Annotated in this window: 17 protein-coding genes; 13 read left to right on the top strand and 4 right to left on the bottom strand. The window is 66.8% G+C overall.

Features of this window, described 5'->3' with window-relative positions; translation table 11 throughout:
* Nucleotides 1-32 precede the first annotated feature (32 nt).
* The 12 genes from rsmG (at nt 33) to ACTIFF_RS04890 (ending at nt 11,117) form a co-directional block, all read left to right on the top strand.
* Nucleotides 33-671 (top strand): 16S rRNA (guanine(527)-N(7))-methyltransferase RsmG, encoded by a 639-nt coding sequence (gene rsmG / locus ACTIFF_RS04945; protein WP_439535832.1) that lies wholly within the window; start codon nt 33-35, stop codon nt 669-671.
* A 7-nt stretch (nt 672-678) separates the two neighbouring features.
* A complete protein-coding gene (locus ACTIFF_RS04940; protein ID WP_069038906.1) occupies nt 679-1,449 on the top strand; it encodes a ParA family protein in 771 nt (256 codons plus the stop codon).
* A gap of 35 nt (nt 1,450-1,484) precedes the next feature.
* Nucleotides 1,485-2,342, top strand: coding sequence for a ParB/RepB/Spo0J family partition protein (locus tag ACTIFF_RS04935; protein WP_439535831.1), 858 nt, complete (start codon nt 1,485-1,487; stop codon nt 2,340-2,342).
* 38 nt (nt 2,343-2,380) lie between these two features.
* Nucleotides 2,381-3,253, top strand: coding sequence for a DMT family transporter (locus ACTIFF_RS04930; protein ID WP_439535830.1), 873 nt, complete (start codon nt 2,381-2,383; stop codon nt 3,251-3,253).
* A gap of 173 nt (nt 3,254-3,426) precedes the next feature.
* Nucleotides 3,427-3,756, top strand: coding sequence for a c-type cytochrome (locus tag ACTIFF_RS04925; protein WP_257079234.1), 330 nt, complete (start codon nt 3,427-3,429; stop codon nt 3,754-3,756).
* Nucleotides 3,757-3,919: 163 nt separating this feature from the next.
* Complete coding sequence (locus ACTIFF_RS04920; protein WP_439535829.1) at nt 3,920-4,852, top strand: acyl-CoA desaturase; 933 nt, start codon at nt 3,920-3,922, stop codon at nt 4,850-4,852.
* Nucleotides 4,853-5,001: 149 nt separating this feature from the next.
* Nucleotides 5,002-6,192 carry a nidogen-like domain-containing protein gene (locus ACTIFF_RS04915; RefSeq protein ID WP_439535828.1) on the top strand — a complete coding sequence of 397 codons (1,191 nt, stop codon included), beginning with the start codon at nt 5,002-5,004 and terminating at the stop codon, nt 6,190-6,192.
* Between the two features lie 172 nt (nt 6,193-6,364).
* Entirely contained in the window at nt 6,365-7,576 is a 1,212-nt protein-coding gene (locus ACTIFF_RS04910) for a branched-chain amino acid ABC transporter substrate-binding protein (RefSeq protein ID WP_439535827.1), read from the top strand.
* 7 nt (nt 7,577-7,583) lie between these two features.
* Entirely contained in the window at nt 7,584-8,507 is a 924-nt protein-coding gene (locus tag ACTIFF_RS04905) for a branched-chain amino acid ABC transporter permease (protein ID WP_439535826.1), read from the top strand.
* Nucleotides 8,508-8,509: 2 nt separating this feature from the next.
* On the top strand, nt 8,510-9,610 hold the full coding sequence (locus ACTIFF_RS04900; RefSeq protein WP_439536086.1) for an ABC transporter permease subunit: 1,101 nt from the start codon (nt 8,510-8,512) through the stop codon (nt 9,608-9,610).
* Nucleotides 9,607-10,416: an ABC transporter ATP-binding protein gene (locus ACTIFF_RS04895; protein ID WP_439535825.1), complete on the top strand. Its 810-nt coding sequence runs from the start codon at nt 9,607-9,609 to the stop codon at nt 10,414-10,416. Before ACTIFF_RS04900 ends, ACTIFF_RS04895 begins: the two co-directional genes overlap by 4 nt.
* Entirely contained in the window at nt 10,416-11,117 is a 702-nt protein-coding gene (locus tag ACTIFF_RS04890) for an ABC transporter ATP-binding protein (protein WP_439535824.1), read from the top strand. Before ACTIFF_RS04895 ends, ACTIFF_RS04890 begins: the two co-directional genes overlap by 1 nt.
* Nucleotides 11,118-11,242: 125 nt before the next feature.
* Here the strand turns inward: ACTIFF_RS04890 and ACTIFF_RS04885 are convergent, their stop codons facing one another.
* Nucleotides 11,243-12,070, bottom strand: a complete 828-nt coding sequence (locus ACTIFF_RS04885) for a DNRLRE domain-containing protein (RefSeq protein WP_439535823.1) — start codon at nt 12,068-12,070, stop codon at nt 11,243-11,245.
* A gap of 202 nt (nt 12,071-12,272) precedes the next feature.
* On the opposite strand from ACTIFF_RS04885, the gene ACTIFF_RS04880 reads away from it, so the two are divergent.
* Complete coding sequence (locus tag ACTIFF_RS04880) at nt 12,273-13,115, top strand: DNA ligase (protein WP_439535822.1); 843 nt, start codon at nt 12,273-12,275, stop codon at nt 13,113-13,115.
* Between the two features lie 390 nt (nt 13,116-13,505).
* Here ACTIFF_RS04880 and ACTIFF_RS04875 read toward each other — a convergent pair whose 3' ends face one another.
* The 3 genes from ACTIFF_RS04875 to ACTIFF_RS04865 all read right to left on the bottom strand — a co-directional run bounded on the left by ACTIFF_RS04875 (nt 13,506) and on the right by ACTIFF_RS04865 (nt 16,398).
* Entirely contained in the window at nt 13,506-14,504 is a 999-nt protein-coding gene (locus tag ACTIFF_RS04875) for a cytochrome-c peroxidase (RefSeq protein ID WP_439535821.1), read from the bottom strand.
* Between the two features lie 95 nt (nt 14,505-14,599).
* Nucleotides 14,600-15,418: an alpha/beta hydrolase gene (locus tag ACTIFF_RS04870; RefSeq protein ID WP_439535820.1), complete on the bottom strand. Its 819-nt coding sequence runs from the start codon at nt 15,416-15,418 to the stop codon at nt 14,600-14,602.
* A complete protein-coding gene (locus tag ACTIFF_RS04865; protein ID WP_439535819.1) occupies nt 15,415-16,398 on the bottom strand; it encodes an SLAC1 anion channel family protein in 984 nt (327 codons plus the stop codon). Before ACTIFF_RS04865 ends, ACTIFF_RS04870 begins: the two co-directional genes overlap by 4 nt.
* Between the last annotated feature and the right edge of the window lie 37 nt (nt 16,399-16,435).

Raw genomic sequence — 16,435 nt, 5'->3', positions numbered from 1 at the left:
CCCGAATTGAAGTTGCCCCAAGCGATCTGCCCATGACCCTGCAAACCGAACTGGCCGCCGGCCTCAACGTCCTCGACCTGTCGATTCCCGCTTCCGCGCACACGCGACTGCTGCGTTTCATTGCGCTGATGGCCAAGTGGAACGCGGTGTACAACCTCACCGCGATCCGCGAAGAGTCGCGCATGCTGACGCATCATCTGCTCGATGCGCTGTCGATTGCCCGCTTCATTCCGGACGGATCAACGCTGATCGACATCGGTTCCGGCGGTGGCGTGCCGGGCATTCCGCTGGCCATCGCGCGGCCCGACCTCGACGTGCTGTCGATCGAGCCGAATTCCAAGAAGGCGTCGTTTCAGCAGCAGGTACGCATCGACCTCGGCCTGGAGAATTTCGACGTGCAGGTTGCCCGCGCCGAAGCGGTCGAACTGCCGCACAGCCGTGATTTCATCGTGTCGCGCGCGTTCGGCGATCTGGCCGACTTCATCAAGGTGGCCGGGCATCTGCTGAAGCCCGATGGCCAGATGCTGGCGATGAAGGGCGTTTACCCGGACGAGGAAGTGCGGGCCATTCCTGCCGGCTGGGTCTTGCGTCGGGCCGAGGAATTGCAGGTACCGGGCGTCGAGGGCGCGCGCCATCTGCTGTGGCTTGCCCGCGCGCCCGCTGCAGGCTGACCGGCCGATGCCGCGCATCTTCGCCATCGCCAACCAGAAGGGCGGGGTCGGCAAGACGACGACCAGCGTCAATCTGGCCGCCGCGCTGGGTCAGGCCGGCCAGCGCACGCTGCTGGTCGACCTCGATCCGCAGGGCAACGCCACGATGGGCGCCGGCGTCGACAAGCGCACGCTCAAGTCCAGCGTCTACCCGGTGCTGCTGGGTCTTGCCTCGCTCGCCGACGCGCGCGTCACCAGCCCGCATGCCGGTCTGGACGTGCTGCCCGCCAACCGGGATCTGGCGGGCGCCGAAGTCGAACTGGTCGAGATCGAGAATCGGGAAAACCGATTGAAGAAGGCGATTTCGGAGTGCGCAGACGATTACGACTTCGTGCTGATCGACTGCCCGCCCAGCCTGAGCCTGCTGACGCTGAACGGCCTGTGCGCGGCACATGGCGTCATCATTCCGATGCAGTGCGAGTACTACGCGCTCGAAGGCCTGTCTGATCTGGTGAACACCATCAAGAAGGTGCACGCCAACCTGAACCGCGACCTGAAGGTGATCGGCCTGCTGCGCGTCATGTTCGACCCGCGCAGCACGCTGTCGCAGCAGGTGTCGGCGCAGCTCGAATCGCACTTCGGTGACAAGGTGTTCAGAACCGTCGTGCCGCGCAACGTCCGTCTGGCGGAAGCCCCCAGCTACGGCGTACCGGGCGTGCTGTTCGACAAGAGCGCCAAGGGTGCGCAGGCCTACACGGCCTTTGCGCAGGAAATGATCGAGCGGGTGAAAACCCTCTAGCTGCGTCCATCCGCAATAAAAGAAGAAGGCAAACAATGACCCCACCCAAACAGAAAGGTCTCGGCCGCGGGCTGGACGCGCTGCTGGCCGGAAATTCGGGCGAGGCCGGCAACGCCGGCGAGCTGCGCACGCTGGCGGTCGGTGCGCTGCAGCCCGGCAAGTACCAGCCGCGCACGCGCATGGACCCTGGCTCGCTCGAAGAGCTGGCCGAGTCGATCCGCTCGCAGGGCATCATGCAGCCCATCCTGGTGCGCGAGGTGGCGCGCGAACGCTTCGAAATCATCGCCGGCGAGCGCCGCTGGCGTGCCGCGCAACTGGCCGGGCTGACCGAAGTGCCGGCGCTGGTGCGCGAAATCGCCGACGAAGCGGCGCTGGCGATGAGCCTGATCGAGAACATCCAGCGCGAGAACCTGAATCCGCTCGAAGAGGCGGCCGGCGTGCAGCGGCTGATCGACGAATTCGGCATGACGCACGAACAGGCGGCCAATGCGATCGGCCGCTCGCGGTCGGCCACCACCAATCTGCTGCGACTGCTGCAGCTGGCCGAGCCGGTACAGGAACAGCTGATCACCGGTGATCTGGACATGGGTCATGCGCGCGCGCTGCTGACGCTGCCGCGCGCCGACCAGATCGCACTGGCCAATCGTGTCGTGGCGCAGGGCCTGACCGTGCGCGACACCGAAAAGCTGGTGGCGCAGGGCGGCGTGGCCGAACAGGGCGGCAAGCGCGCGGCCAGCGCGCCGCGCGATCTGGCGCAGCTGGAAGAGGAACTGTCCGATCTGCTGGGCGCCGCGGTCAGTGTGCAGGCCAACGCGCGTGGCGCTGGCAAGGTCGCCATCCGTTTCAATGACCTCGACCAGCTCGACGGCCTGATCGCGCGCCTGCGCGGCTGAGCGCCCAGCCCGGCGTTCTGCCGTCGTCCCGACGCCGCATGCGTTCAGCCATCGAATTCCTGCTGCTGGGTCTGGTCTGGGGGGCATCGTTCGCGTTGTACCGCGTGGCGATTCCGGAATTCGGCCTCGCCGCGACCGTCAGCCTGCGCCTGCTGCTGGCGGCGACCGCACTGTGCCTCGTGTTCGGTTCGCCTCTGCGCCGCGTCGCGGCCCTCGACCGGCGACGCACGCTCGGCTGGCTCGCGCTGATCGGCGCCGGTACCACGGCGCTGCCCTTCACGCTGTTCGCGGAAACCGTCATGCGCTCAAGCGCCGGATTTGCGGCGGTGCTCAATGCCAGTTCGCCGCTCTTTTCCGCCCTGCTCGCGGTGTGCGTCTGGCACGAGGCGCTGTCCCGCAGCAAGGCGGTGGGCCTGCTGCTGGGCTTTGCCGGCGTCGCACTGCTGGCCAGCCTGCGCGAGCTCGGCCCGTTGCGCATCGGAATCGACGCCGTGCTGCTCGGCCTCGCGGGTGCCGCCTGCTACGGGCTGGGTGTGCAGTTGGCGCGGCGCAAGCTCGGCGATCTGAACGCATCGGCGGTGGCCACCGGCTTTGCGGTCACCGGCGCGTTGCTGCTGCTGCCCTGGGCGCTGGCGTCGCTGCCAGGTGCGCTGCCGTCCTGGCCGGCGATCGCCGCGGTGCTGATACTGGGTCTGGTGTCGACGGCGCTCGGCAACTTCATGTATTTCCGGCTGCTTGGCCGCATCGGCGCGACACCGGCGCTGAGCGTCACGTTCGTGATTCCGCCGTTCGCCATGCTGTGGGGCCACCTGCTGTTCGAAGAGGTGCCGACACCCGCGATGCTGGCCAGCACGGCCGTCATTCTGGTCGGTACCGCATTGACGCTCGGCTGGCGGCGAACGCCCGGGTGATATTCCCGGTCAACGGACTGCACCGGACTGCCGTTATCCGCAAGGGTCGGCGCGTTTCGCATGGCTTGTTCACCGTCTGCGGCTGGACTAGACTTGCGACCCGCGCCGCCGAGTTGATGCCGGAGAGCCCGGCCCCGCGATAATCATTGGTTAAACAACTGTCGAGGAACGTCATGAGAACGATCATTTCTGCCGCCGTCTGTGCCATCGCGCTCGTGAGCGCACCGGCTTTCGCCAGCAAGGACCTGGCGACCGCCAAGGGCTGTCTGGGCTGTCACGCCATCGAAAAGGCCGGCGTCCTCGGCCCGGGCTATCAGGCTGTGGCGAAGAAGTACGAAGGCCAGAAGGACGCCGAAGGCAAGCTGGCGGCCTTCATCCGCGCCGGCACGCCGGCCGGTTCCAAGCTGATGTGGGGCGGTGCGGTGCCGATGCCGGCCAATCCGGGCGTCAGCGAAGCCGACGCCAAGAAGCTGGCCGCCTGGATCCTCGCAGGCGCCAAATAAGGCGGCAGCGCAGGTTGCGCAGCAGAAGGCCGGCTGGCAACAGCCGGCTTTTTCTTTTGTTGCGCCGGAATAGCGGCCCTTACACCCCCCATCATCGGGCCAACGGGCGACGTTGAGCTTGCTAAGCTCGGGACCGACATGTGTCTGTCAGGAGAAGTCGAGCATGAGTGCAACGGCCCCGCCGCGCGTCCGTTACGGCAAGCAGGTCACCGAATCGATCAACCAGACCCGGGTGCGCTACGTCATTCTGTTCGGCTGCGCGGTCGCCACCCCCTTCCTGTTTCCGCCGACCTGGCCGCTCGTGCTGCTGGCCGTCGCCAGCTACGCGCTGCGCATGTTCGGCGTCGAAGCCATCTACCACCGCTACTTTTCGCATCGCGCCTTCAAGTGCTCGCGCCCGGTGCAGTTCGTGCTCGCGGTGATTGCTTCGCAGTGCGGCCAGCACGGGCCGCTGTGGTGGGCATCGGTGCATCGCGTCCATCACCAGAATGTCGAACAGCCGGACGATCCGATCTCCCCGCGCCAGCACGGGCTGATGCAGTCACACGTCGGCTGGGTCTGGTGCGAGCGCTACAAGGACACCGATCTCGACGTGGTGCCCGACTTCGCCCGCTTTCCGGAAATCCTGTGGGTGAACAAGCACTACACCCTGCTCATGCTGTCCGGCGCGTTCTTCATCTGGCTGTTGGCGACGGCGGGCGCCTTCGGTTCGACCGTGACCGGCGGTGCGGCGCTGATGTGGGGCTTCTTCCTGCCGACCGCGCTGGGCGTGCAGACGGTGTCGCTGGTCAACTCGATCGGTCATTTCGGCCATCTCCCCGGTGGCTATCGCCGCTTCGACACCGACGACGATTCAGTCAACCGCCCGCTGCTGGCGCTGCTGACGATGGGTGGCGGCTGGCACAACAATCACCACCGCTACGGCGCCAGCGCACGCGCCGGCTTCGCCTGGTACGAGATCGACCTGACCTACTACCTCCTCAAGCTGCTGGCCGCGCTGGGCATCATCCGCGACCTGCGCGACCAGCTTCCGGATGACGTGCGGGAAGAAGGCGGACTGGCGCCGGCCGCCGCAAAGGTCGGTGACCTGCACTGAGGTGACGGCGTGTCGCACTTTTTTACAGAGTGGACGGCAGTGCTGCAACGCATCACCGGAGTGCCTTGTTCCGGTAACGCATTTTTATGACAGCACTGTGATGGAACGATAGTTGCTGAGCTCCCATATTGCGTTCAAGGAGCTCCACCATGGTTTTTCGCCGTCTTGCCCTGCCCCTGCTGCTTGCCTCGCTTGCCGGTTCGGCACAGGCCATTCCGCTGCTCAATTTCGGCGTCGGCCCATCCGGCTTCGGTACCGCGTTCCTGCCGGACAATGACGATCAATCGACCGGCCGGCTGTCGCTGCCGTTCGAGATCAACTTCTTCGGCCAGACCTTCAACAACTTCTTCGTCAACAACAACGGCAACATCACCTTCAATTCGGCACTCGGCAGCTTCACACCGCAGCCTTTCCCGGTGTCGGCGCAGCCGATGATTGCGCCGTTCTGGGCCGACGTGGATACCCGGGGTACGGGCGACGTGTGGATCTTGTCGCCCAATGACGACACGCTCGCCATCACCTGGGCGTCCGTCGGCTATTTCTCCCAGGCGACGGACAAGACGAACAGCTTCCAGCTCGTCCTGCGCAACCGCGCCGATACCGGCGCCGGCAACTTCGACGTCGATTTCCGCTACGAACGCCTCGAGTGGACGACCGGTGACGCCAGCGACGGTGAGTTCGGCCTCGGCGGTACACCGGCGCAAGCCGGCTACGATGCGGGCGACGGCACGAATTTCCTCGTGCTGCCGGGCTCGCGTACCGCCGCCGTGCTCGATCTGCAGAACCAGAGCAATGTGTCGCCCTCGACCCCGGGTTTGTGGACCTTCGCGATCCGTGACGGTGTCCTGCCAGGCTCGTCGCCGTCCAATCCGCTGCTCCCGATCGCGACCGACAGCGGCTGGCAGTTTGACTTCAACGTTTCGCTCGGTCAGATGTACTTCATCGACCCCGACATCGCCATCGGCTACGACTACTTCCTCGAAAGCGGACCGTTGTTCGCCAGCGTGCTGCTGCCGGAGCTGGGTGACAACGCCTATGAAGTCTGGCTGTGGAACGGCACCGAATGGGTGTTTGCCGATAACGTGCTGGCCGGCGAGGAATACACGCTGAGCGAAGGCGTCGATCGTTTCCGCGTGCTCGGCATCGAAGAGAGCGTGGCCCTCGATCCGCTGAACCCGACCGCCTTCGTGACCGGTCTGACCTTCGACGGCAGCGGTGCGGTCCAGGTGTTGCAGAACCCCATCGTGCTGTCGCTGCCGGTACCCGAGCCGGAAACGTATGCGATGTTCCTCGCCGGTCTGGGCCTCATCGTGGCGGCGCGCCGCCGCGTGCCCAGCTGACGCAGGCGCGTTCCAGGAGTGCTGAAAGCCGGCGTGCGAGCTGACGCAAGCGCACGCCGGTGATTTTGTCCGACGCCCATCCGGCGCCGCAGCGCACAAACAAAATTGACGCTGCCCGCAGCCGCCCGCAAAATCCGGCGCTGACCTTCTTTCAGCCTTGCGGAGACTTTCCATGACCCAGCCCTTCCCGTCGCGTCCCCTGCCTGCGCTCCTCGTTCTGTCGGCCTGCCTGCTCGCGGCGTGCGGCGAGCAGTCCGATACCGCGCCGTCGGCGGCATCCGCGGGCGGCGTACCGGCGATGGACGCGCCGCTGATCGTGCGGCTGGGTCATGTGGCCCCGCTGACCGGGCCGCAGGCCCATCTGGGCAAGGACAACGAGAACGGCGCCCGGCTGGCCATCGATGACCTGAATGCCGAAGGCTTCCAGATCGGCGACAAGCCGGCGCGTTTCGAACTGCTCGGAGAAGACGACCAGGCCGACCCGCGGCAGGGCACGACGGTGGCGCAGAAGCTCGCCGATTCGCGCGTCAACGCGGTCATCGGTCACCTGAACAGCGGCACCACCATTCCGGCGTCGCGCATCTATCACGACGCGGGCATCGTCCAGGTGTCACCGTCGGCGACCAATCCGCAGTACACCCGCCAGGGTTATGCCGGCGCCTTCCGCGTGTTCGCCGACGACGTGCAGCAGGGTGGCGCACTCGGCGCGTTCGCGATGAAGAACCTGAACGCGCGGCGCATCGCCATCATCGATGACCGCACCGCCTACGGCCAGGGTCTGGCCGACGAATTCGAGAAGGCCGCCAAGGCGGCCGGCGCTGAAATCGTCACCCGCGAGTACACGACCGACAAGGCGACCGACTTCGCCTCCATCCTGACCAAGGTGAAATCGACCTCGGCCGATCTGCTGTTCTACGGCGGCATGGACACCCAGGCCGGCCCGATGGCGCGCCAGCTGAAGACGCTCAACCTGGGCATCCCCATGCTGTTCGGAGACGGCGGCTGCACGGTGGAATTCCACAAGCTGGCCGGCGAGGGCGCGGAAGGTCACTACTGCTCGCTGCCCGGCGTGCCGCTGGAAAGCATGGCGGGCGGCACCGCCTTCCGCGACCGCTACAAGGCGAAGTTCAACACCGACATCCAGCTCTACGCGCCGTATGCGTACGACGCGGTGCGCGTGGTGGCCGAGGCGATGAGGAAGGCCGGCTCGACCGACCGCATGAAATTCCTGCCTGAACTCGAACAGATCAACTACCCCGGCCTGACCGCGCAGATCGCCTTCGACGAAAAGGGCGACATCAAGAACGGTGCGGTGACGCTGTACCAGGCGAAGGCCGGCGCCTGGTCTCCGCTGGAGACGATGGGCGGCGACGCGACGCCGTAAGCGCCGCGTGGACATTTTCATCCAGCAGATCATCAATGGTCTGGTGCTCGGCAGCATCTACGCGCTGGTGGCACTGGGTTACACGATGGTCTACGGCATCCTCGGGCTGATCAATTTCGCGCACGGCGAGGTGGTGATGATCGGTGCGCTGACGGCGTTGACCGCCATCGGCCTGCTCGTGCCGTCGGGGCTGCCCGGCCCGGTGGTGGTGCTCGGCGGCCTGCTGATTGCGATTCCGGTCTGCATGGCGGTCGGCTTTTCGATCGAGCGCATCGCCTACCGGCCGCTGCGCAACGCGCCCCGGCTGGCGCCGCTGATCACCGCCATCGGCGTGTCCATCGTGCTGCAGCAACTGGCCATGATGGGCTGGGGCCGCAACTATCACACCTTCCCGGCCATCCTGCCGACCACGCCGCACCAGGTGTTCGGCGCCGCGATCACCGACCTGCAGATCCTGATCGTCGTCACCGCCGCCGTGCTGATGGCCGCGCTGCTGTGGCTGATCACGCGTACCCGGCTCGGCCGCGCGATGCGCGCGACGTCCGAGAACCCGGCGGTGGCGCGGCTGATGGGGGTCGACGTCGACCGCGTCATCGCCTACACCTTCGTGCTCGGCTCGGCGCTTGCGGCAGTGGCCGGCGTCATGGTCGCGGCCAACTATTCGATCGCTCACTACGCCATGGGCTTCATGCTCGGCCTGAAGGCGTTCACCGCCGCCGTGCTGGGCGGCATCGGCAATGTCGGCGGTGCGATGCTGGGCGGTCTGCTGCTGGGCGTCATCGAAAGTCTGGGCGCCGGCTACATCGGCGACCTGACCGGCGGCTTCCTCGGCAGCCACTATCAGGACGTGTTCGCCTTTTTCGTGCTCATCCTGGTGCTGGTGTTCCGCCCGTCCGGCCTGATGGGCGAGAAGGTGGCGGAGCGGGCATGACGTTGCCCGGCGACCCGAAGCTGCGCGCCCGGCTGGGCATCGTGCTGATCGGCATCGCGCTGGCGGTGCTGCCCTTCGTCGTCGGCGCGAACTTCGGCAATTCGTGGGTGCGCATCATCGACTTCGCGCTGCTCTACATCATGCTGGCGCTCGGCCTGAACATCGTGGTCGGCTTCGCCGGCCTGCTCGACCTGGGCTACATCGCCTTCTACGCGGTCGGCGCCTATCTGTATGCGCTGCTGTCGAGCCCGCATCTGGCCACCGCATTTCCGGCGGTATTTGCCAGCGCGCCGGCCTGGTCGGTGTGGCTGGTGCTGCCGCTGGGTGCGCTGGTTGCCGGCCTGTTCGGTGTGCTGCTGGGCACGCCGACCCTGAAGCTGCGCGGCGACTACCTCGCCATCGTCACGCTCGGCTTCGGCGAAATCATCCGCATTTTCCTGAACAACCTGAATGCACCGCTGAACCTGACCAACGGACCGCAGGGCATCAACAACATCCAGTCGGCGCAGATCGCCGGCCAGTCGCTCGGCCGCAGCTTCGAACTGTTCGGTCTGCAGATCCCGTCGGTCACCGCGCACTACTACTTCTTCCTGGCGCTGACGCTGGCGGTCATCTTCATCTGCGTGCGCCTGCAGGATTCGCGGCTCGGCCGCGCCTGGGTCGCCATCCGCGAAGACGAACTGGCGGCGCGTGCGTGCGGCATCAACACGCGCAACGTGAAGCTGCTGGCGTTCGGGCTGGGCGCGACGTTCGGCGGCGTGGCCGGCGGCCTGTTCGCCGGCTTCCAGGGCTTCGTCAGTCCGGAGTCGTTCGGCCTGCTCGAATCCATCATGGTGCTGTGCATGGTGGTGCTGGGCGGCATGGGCCACATTGCCGGCGTCATCCTCGGTGCGCTGCTGCTGGCGTTGCTGCCCGAACTGCTGCGCTGGGGCGCCGCACCGGTGCAGCAATGGCTGTTCGGCAAGGTGCTGGTTGATCCGGAATCGCTGCGCCTGCTGCTGTTCGGCGTGGCGCTGGTGCTCGTGATGCGATGGCGACCGGCCGGCCTGTGGCCGTCGGCGCTGCGCAAGCGCGAACTGGCCGCGCACGCGGAGGCGACATGAGCGACCCCATGGGCACGATCGCGCAGGACGCCGTGCTGCTGTCGGCCAGCGGCGTGTCGAAGCGCTTCGGCGGCGTGCAGGCGCTGCGCGAGGTGTCGCTGACGATACGGCGCGGCGAGGTGTATGGCCTGATCGGACCGAATGGCGCCGGCAAGACCAGCTTCTTCAACGTGCTGACCGGCCTGTACAGCCCGGACGAAGGCCGCGTCACCTTCGACGGGCACGACCTGCCGCCGGGCGTGCCGCACCGCATCGCCGGCGCCGGTATTGCGCGCACCTTCCAGAACATCCGGCTGTTCGGCGCCATGAGCGCGCTCGAGAATGTCATGGTCGGCCGGCACATCCGGCTGCGCACCGGCGTCATCGGCGCCATCCTGCGCACGCCGTCCGCGCGCGCCGAAGAAGCGGCCACCGAGGCGCGTGCGCATGCATTGCTGCGCTATGTCGGCATCGATCAACTGGCCAACCAGCAGGCGACCCATCTGAGTTACGGCGACCAGCGCCGGCTCGAAATCGCCCGCGCGCTGGCGTCCGAACCGAAGCTGCTGGCGCTCGACGAACCGGCGGCCGGCATGAATGCCACCGAAACCGCCGGTCTGCGCACATTGATCGAGAAGCTGCGCGGCGACGGGCTCACGGTGCTGCTGATCGAGCACGACGTGAAGCTGGTGATGGGCCTGTGCGACCGTGTGGCCGTGCTCGACTACGGCGAGAAGATCGCCGAAGACGTACCCGACGTGGTGCGCCGCCATCCGCGCGTGATCACCGCCTATCTGGGCCAGCAGGCCGACCCGGAGGCCGCCTGATGCTGGAAGTACGCGGTCTGACCGTGCACTACGGCGGCATCCGGGCGGTCAAGGGCATCGATCTGGACATCGCGGCCGGCGAGAAGGTGGCGCTGATCGGCGCCAACGGCGCCGGCAAGACCAGCACGCTGAAGGCGCTGGCGCGCATGCTGCCGGCCGGCGGCGAAGCGCGTTTCGACGGCGGCGACATTTCGCATGCCCCGCCGCACACGCTGGTCGGTCGCGGTCTGGCTTTGGTGCCGGAAGGCCGAGGCGTGTTCGCCCGCCTGTCGGTGCGCGAAAACCTCGACATGGGGGCCTATGCGCGCGACGACCGCGCCGCCATCGCGGCCGACCTCGATCGCGTCTTCACGCTGCTGCCCCGGCTGAAGGAACGCGCCGGTCAGACCGCGGGTACCTTGTCCGGCGGCGAACAGCAGATGGTCGCCATCGGCCGCGCATTGATGAGCCGGCCGCGCCTGCTGCTGCTCGATGAGCCGTCGATGGGCCTGTCGCCGGTCATGGTCGATACGGTGTTCGACGTCATCCGCGACATTGCGCGCGACGGCGTCACCCTGCTGCTGGTCGAACAGAACGCGCGCCTTGCGCTGTCGCTGTGCGACCGCGGTTACGTCATGGACAGCGGGCGCATCACGCTGGCCGCCGCGTCGGCCGAGCTGCTCGACAACCCCGCCGTGCGCGCCGCCTACCTGGGCGAGTGAGAAGACAGCCGCCGTCGCCCGGCGCAGCGATGAGTGCAATCGGCTGATCGACAGGACATGACGGTGATCGACAGCCTGCGCGGCGGTCGCTGACCGACTCGCAGGCTGCCTTGCTGCAACGACGTTCAGGCCCTGGTGCGGCGGCGACGCGCCACCATCAGCAGCAGGCCCAGACCGGCGCCCATCATCACTACCGACGACGGCTCCGGCACCGCACTGATCTGCAGGAAGGGGCGCATCGAGGCATCGGCCGACGCCGACGACGCATAGAGCGCACCGACGTAGCGGCTGTTGCCGTCAACATCGAATTCCACCACGTCGCGCTGTGCCAGCAGCACACCGTAGTTCGACGACGGATTGTCGAGCCAGCTGCGCACCAGCGCCGTGGCATCGAAGCTGACCCAGGTATTCACGCTGTTCTGCACCGTGCTCGAGCTGGCCGCCATGGCGGTCATCGGCGCCGTTTCCCAGGTCACGCTGCTTTCGTTCCACGCTTCGAGGACCTGGAACATTTCGGTGGTGGCCGGATGTTCGGCACTCGGGCTTTCGAACGGCGACAGCGACGGCACGCCATACAGGTTGATCGTCGCGCTGCCGACGCCGGCCGACGTCAGGTTCAGCAGCCCGAGATCAAAGCGGATCAAGGTTTTGGTGTCGTGCGCCCGCTCGACGCCGCCTTCGCCGAAACGCGGGTCGGTGTCCGCGGTGCCGAGGAAGTTGCCGAATGGCACGGCGGCCGGCGGGTTCAGCGCCGACAGCGTGGTCGTGTCGAGATTGGTGCGGCGCGGGGCCGGAATACCGAATACACCGTCGATGCCGAATTCGTAGATGAACACGTCTTCGCTGGACGCTTCGTCCGGCTGCAGCGTGACATTGACGGCGGCGTTCGCGGCGTGGCCGAACGACAGGGCGGCTGCCAGGACAGCCGGTGCAAACAGGGTTGAAGCTTTCATCTGAACCTCCGGAGTGTTGTGGGGTGACTGCGTCATGCGGGAACCGGACCGGTGTCTGCGACACGGTCAGGCTCGCGACGTCTACGCAGCCACTGCGCCGTCAGATGCAATGTCACCCTCGATCATCGAACGTCCTGCTGCATTGATGCCATCGACATGTTCGGGCTAAGCTTGGCGTCCCGCTTCCCGAGGAATCGCCAGCATGGTCCGCCTGTCCGCATGGCTGCGCTTCGTGCTGTGCGCACTGTTGTCGATGCAGGGCGCGCTGGCTGAACCGCCGGCGCTGATGCACGCGCAGCGCCATCACGACGGCATCGATCCGGCCGCCTACTGGGTCAGCGAAAAGCTGGACGGGGTGCGCGCCGTGTGGGACGGGCGGATGCTGCGCTTTCGCAGCGGGCGCCCGATTGCGGCGCCGGCGTGGTTTACCGCGTCCTTGCCTGCGCACCCGCTCGATGGCGAACTGTGGATCGCCCGCGGCCGCTTCGATGTGCTGTCGGGCATTGTTCGACGCGATGTGCCGGACGACGCCGACTGGCAGCCGGTGCGCTACCTGCTGTTCGACCTGCCGGGCGCACCGGGCGACTTCAGCCAGCGTCTCGAGCGCCTGACCCGCATCGTCGCCGACGCGGGTCTGCCCTGGCTTCAGGTCGTGCCGCAGTGGCGCGTCGCCGACCGGGCCGAACTGGCGTTGCGCTTCAACGAGGTGGTCGCCGGTGGCGGCGAAGGGCTGATGCTGCACCGGGCCGACGCGTTGTGGACCGCCGGGCGCAGCGATGCGCTGCTCAAGCTCACGCCCTTTCTCGATGCCGAAGCGACCGTGACCGGCCACGTGCCGGGCAAGGGCCGGCACCGCGGCCGGCTCGGCGCGCTCGAGGTGATGGACGCCGAAGGCCGGCGCTTTCGCATCGGCAGCGGCTTCAGCGACGCGGCACGCGCCGCGCCGCCGGCCATCGGTGCGCAGGTGACCTACCGTTATCGCGAACTGACCACCCGCGGCCTGCCGCGCTTCCCGGTTTTTGTTCGGGTGCGCGACCTGCCGTAGCGTCTCCCGTGGGAGCCGCCCCTGTGGGAGCGGCGATCCACGGTTGGCCCTGCATGGCCAACCGGCTCCGCGGGCGGCGAGCAGTGCTCGCCGAAACCCCCGCTCCGCCCTCGCCGCGATATGCACTTCGCACTGTGATGGTCGTTGCACTGATCGCGACGGGGCCGTCGCTCCCACGGTCCCTGCGCTTTAGAGCTCGCTGTGGTCTCTTGGCGCGCTGCCCTTTTGGGGGTGGCGGCCTCGCCGCGATGCGCACTTCGCACTGCGATGGTCACGGCACTGATCGCGACGGGGCCGTCGCTCCCACAGTCGCTGCGCTTGCGGGCTCGCTGTGTGCGCGGGTGGCGCGTCCTACAGGCTCCCCCGCTCCCCGGGGGCCTGTCTCCGGGCTCAGTTCTTCGCGAACGGGGTCGGGCGGGGCGTGCTGTCGGCTGACGGCGGCAGGATGGGCAGCGTGAAGCTGGGCTGGTCACCGGTCAGTGTCTTCAGGAAGGCGACGATGCGCGCGTTCTCGTCCGGCGAGAACTTTCGGCCCAGTTGCAGCCGGCCCATGATGGTGACCGATTCGGCCAGCGTATTGGCCGCACCGTCGTGGAAGTAGGGGTAGGTCAATTCCACGTTGCGCAGCGTCGGCACCTTGAAGTTGAAACGGTCGATGTCCTGGCCCGTCACCGCCGAGCGGCCTTCGGCCGAACTGGATGACTTGTACGGCTCGACCAGACCCATCTTCTGGAACGTCGCGCCGCCGACCGCCTCGCCGTTGTGGCAGGCAATGCAGCCGCTGTCCTTGAACAGCTCGTAGCCGGCCAGTTCCTGCGCGGTGAGTGCGTCGTTCTTGCCGAGCAGCCACTGGTCGAAACGCGAGTTAGGCGTCACCAGCGTCTTCTCGAATTCTGCGATCGCCAGCGTCACCTGATCGATGTCGATCTTCTCCTTGCCGAACACCTGGCGGAACTCGCGCACATAGCCCGGAATGGTGCCCAGCACACTGATGGCCAGCGTGTGCGAGAACGCCATTTCACCCGGATTGGCGATCGGGCCACCCGCCTGTTCCTTCAGGTCGGCTGCACGGCCGTCCCAGAACTGCGCGACATTCAGGCTCGAATTGAGCACCGTCGGTGCATTGATCGGCCCTTGTTGCCACCTGTCGCCGATCGAGGTCGGAATGTTGTCGGTGCCGCCCATCGACAGGTTGTGACAGGAGTTGCACGAGATGAAGCCGGACTTGGACAGTCGCGGATCGAAATAGAGCTTCTTGCCCAGTTCGACCATGCCCAGATTGATGTTCTGCGGTGGACGGATGGGCTTGATGGGCTCCTCCCTGAAGGCCTGACTGACCGCCACACCCGACACCGCGGCGATCGCCGCGGCCAGAAGAATGCGTTTCATGCTGGATGCTCCCTCTCAGTTGACTGATCACAGTGTGGTCAATCTGGACTCAGTCCAGACTGACCAAAGTCAACGATGCTTTTTGGTCAGCGCAGTCACGCCGATGTGGCGAGAAAGGCCATCAGCGCTGCGCGCGCGTGTGGCAGTGCGGCACTCAGGTCATGCTCGGCATCGAGGGAAATCAGCGGTGTGCCGGGCCGCGCGGCCACCAGCCGGTGAGCTTCGCTGATCGGAACGGTGCTGTCGCGCAGACCGTGCGCCAGCAGCACCGGGCAGCGGACTTTCGGCAGCGTGGCCAGCGGCGCAATGTCGTCGAAGCGGGCACCGATCACGTGCTGCACGTGGCGTGTGATCAGCGCACCGAAGGGGCGCCACGGAATGCCCATCGTCCGCAGGTAGCGCCGCATCATGTCCTGCGGGTGCGCGAAAGCCGACAGGCTGATCACCGCCTGCGCACGCGGATGGCGGCTGGTTTCCAGCAGCACTGCGGCGGCGCCGACCGAATGGCCGATCAGCGACAGCCGCGCCGGATCGACGTCATCACGCGCGCACAACCAGTCCAGCCCGCTGGCCACGTCGTCGGCGAAGCGCGGCAGCGACATGAAGTCGATGTCATCGCTGTCGCCGTGGCCGCGCGCATCGAGCAGCAGCACGGCATGGCCGGCCTCGTGCAACGGGCCGGCCAGCGGCAGCATCATCGACGCATTGGCGCCCCAGCCGTGCATCACCAGTGCGGCCGGTACGCGCGGTCCGGTGTCGGCCGGCACGAACCAGCCGTGCAGGCGCCTGCCATCGCAGGCCGTCAGCCATACGGTGACCGCCGGCAGTCCGCAGTCCGCCGGTGTGGTCGCATGCGGCTCGCGGGCGGCCGCAAAGCGTCGCAGCAGCCAGCGGCGCCAGGGCGAGGCGCTCACTCGGGAATGCAGATGCGGCCTTGCAGCGCCGCCTGCACGGTTTTCGTCACCAGTGCGACCAGCACCAGCGTGAGCACCGCAAGCAGCGCAAGTGCCAGCACGCTGTAGAAGCCCTGACCGGTGCGCACGCCCATTTCGAAGGTGGCGATGGTCATCGCTGCCAGCGGAAACGAATACGCCCAGGCAGAAATGAAGAATGGCAGACGGAAGAAGCGCAGCGCATTGCTGGCCAGCAGCAGCGTCAGGAACAGCGCACAGAAATAAAGGATGCGTGCGAACGCGTCGACCTCGCCGCTCAGCGCGACATATGACAGGAAGCCGACCGACGGGGGCGCGATCAGGATGAACAGTGTCGGCGCAAGACGTGCCGGCAAAGGTTCGTGAAAGAACAGGCGGTACAGCACCAGCGTCATCAGCACGATCCAGAACACCAGACCGATGCTGAAGAAGAACCAGCTCACATCGGCCGGCGCAAAGCGCACGCCCACGATGGGCACCAGGATGTTGCCGACCACCGGGATGAACCAGGCCGGGTTGGCGTGCTGTATCGCGTAGTGCGTGTGGTGCAGCCAGCTGCTCATGACGTACAGCGTGAAGCCGAGCTGCAGCGCGGCACCGATGCGCCACATCCAGCTGGCCGCTGCAGGCGCGTCGGGCGCCCACGCAATCGCCAGCAGGATGAGTCCGATCGAGATGGCCGGAAAGAAATTCAGCCGCACCGGGTGCCGTCGCTCCGCCGCCACCTCCGCCGGATGACGCACCAGCTTGGCGGCGTACATCGCGAGCAGGAAGAGGTAGAGCGCCGACGCCACCCAGCGCAGCAGCTGCGTGATCTCGACGGGTGCGCCGAGCGCGTGGTGCGCCTTCATCCACGCGATCGCAAGTCCGGCAGTCCCCATCACGATGGCGAACAGCGACACCGGAAAGTGGGCCAGGCGACCGGCGTGCGCCGCGGTTTCGTTGAAGGTGGCATCACTCATGGTTTTTGTTTCCCTTGCGTTGATCGTCGGTTCCGAC

Source organism: Methyloversatilis sp. (assembly GCF_051861465.1).
In the GTDB taxonomy this organism is placed as follows: domain Bacteria; phylum Pseudomonadota; class Gammaproteobacteria; order Burkholderiales; family Rhodocyclaceae; genus Methyloversatilis.
The sequence above is the reverse complement of the archived record's forward strand: the minus strand, read 5'-3'. Positions and strand labels throughout refer to the sequence as shown.

Excerpts from the sequence above, each read along its gene's own strand:
- ACTIFF_RS04940 (WP_069038906.1), top strand. The coding sequence starts at position 679 with ATGCCGCGCATCTTCGCCATCGCCAACCAGAAGGGCGGGGTCGGCAAG.
- ACTIFF_RS04920 (WP_439535829.1), top strand. The coding sequence starts at position 3,920 with ATGAGTGCAACGGCCCCGCCGCGCGTCCGTTACGGCAAGCAGGTCACC.
- ACTIFF_RS04880 (WP_439535822.1), top strand. The coding sequence starts at position 12,273 with ATGGTCCGCCTGTCCGCATGGCTGCGCTTCGTGCTGTGCGCACTGTTG.
- ACTIFF_RS04925 (WP_257079234.1), top strand. The coding sequence starts at position 3,427 with ATGAGAACGATCATTTCTGCCGCCGTCTGTGCCATCGCGCTCGTGAGC.
- ACTIFF_RS04935 (WP_439535831.1), top strand. The coding sequence starts at position 1,485 with ATGACCCCACCCAAACAGAAAGGTCTCGGCCGCGGGCTGGACGCGCTG.
- ACTIFF_RS04885 (WP_439535823.1), bottom strand. The coding sequence starts at position 12,070 with ATGAAAGCTTCAACCCTGTTTGCACCGGCTGTCCTGGCAGCCGCCCTG.
- ACTIFF_RS04865 (WP_439535819.1), bottom strand. The coding sequence starts at position 16,398 with ATGAGTGATGCCACCTTCAACGAAACCGCGGCGCACGCCGGTCGCCTG.
- ACTIFF_RS04875 (WP_439535821.1), bottom strand. The coding sequence starts at position 14,504 with ATGAAACGCATTCTTCTGGCCGCGGCGATCGCCGCGGTGTCGGGTGTG.
- ACTIFF_RS04910 (WP_439535827.1), top strand. The coding sequence starts at position 6,365 with ATGACCCAGCCCTTCCCGTCGCGTCCCCTGCCTGCGCTCCTCGTTCTG.
- rsmG (WP_439535832.1), top strand. The coding sequence starts at position 33 with ATGACCCTGCAAACCGAACTGGCCGCCGGCCTCAACGTCCTCGACCTG.
- ACTIFF_RS04895 (WP_439535825.1), top strand. The coding sequence starts at position 9,607 with ATGAGCGACCCCATGGGCACGATCGCGCAGGACGCCGTGCTGCTGTCG.
- ACTIFF_RS04915 (WP_439535828.1), top strand. The coding sequence starts at position 5,002 with ATGGTTTTTCGCCGTCTTGCCCTGCCCCTGCTGCTTGCCTCGCTTGCC.
- ACTIFF_RS04890 (WP_439535824.1), top strand. The coding sequence starts at position 10,416 with ATGCTGGAAGTACGCGGTCTGACCGTGCACTACGGCGGCATCCGGGCG.
- ACTIFF_RS04930 (WP_439535830.1), top strand. The coding sequence starts at position 2,381 with ATGCGTTCAGCCATCGAATTCCTGCTGCTGGGTCTGGTCTGGGGGGCA.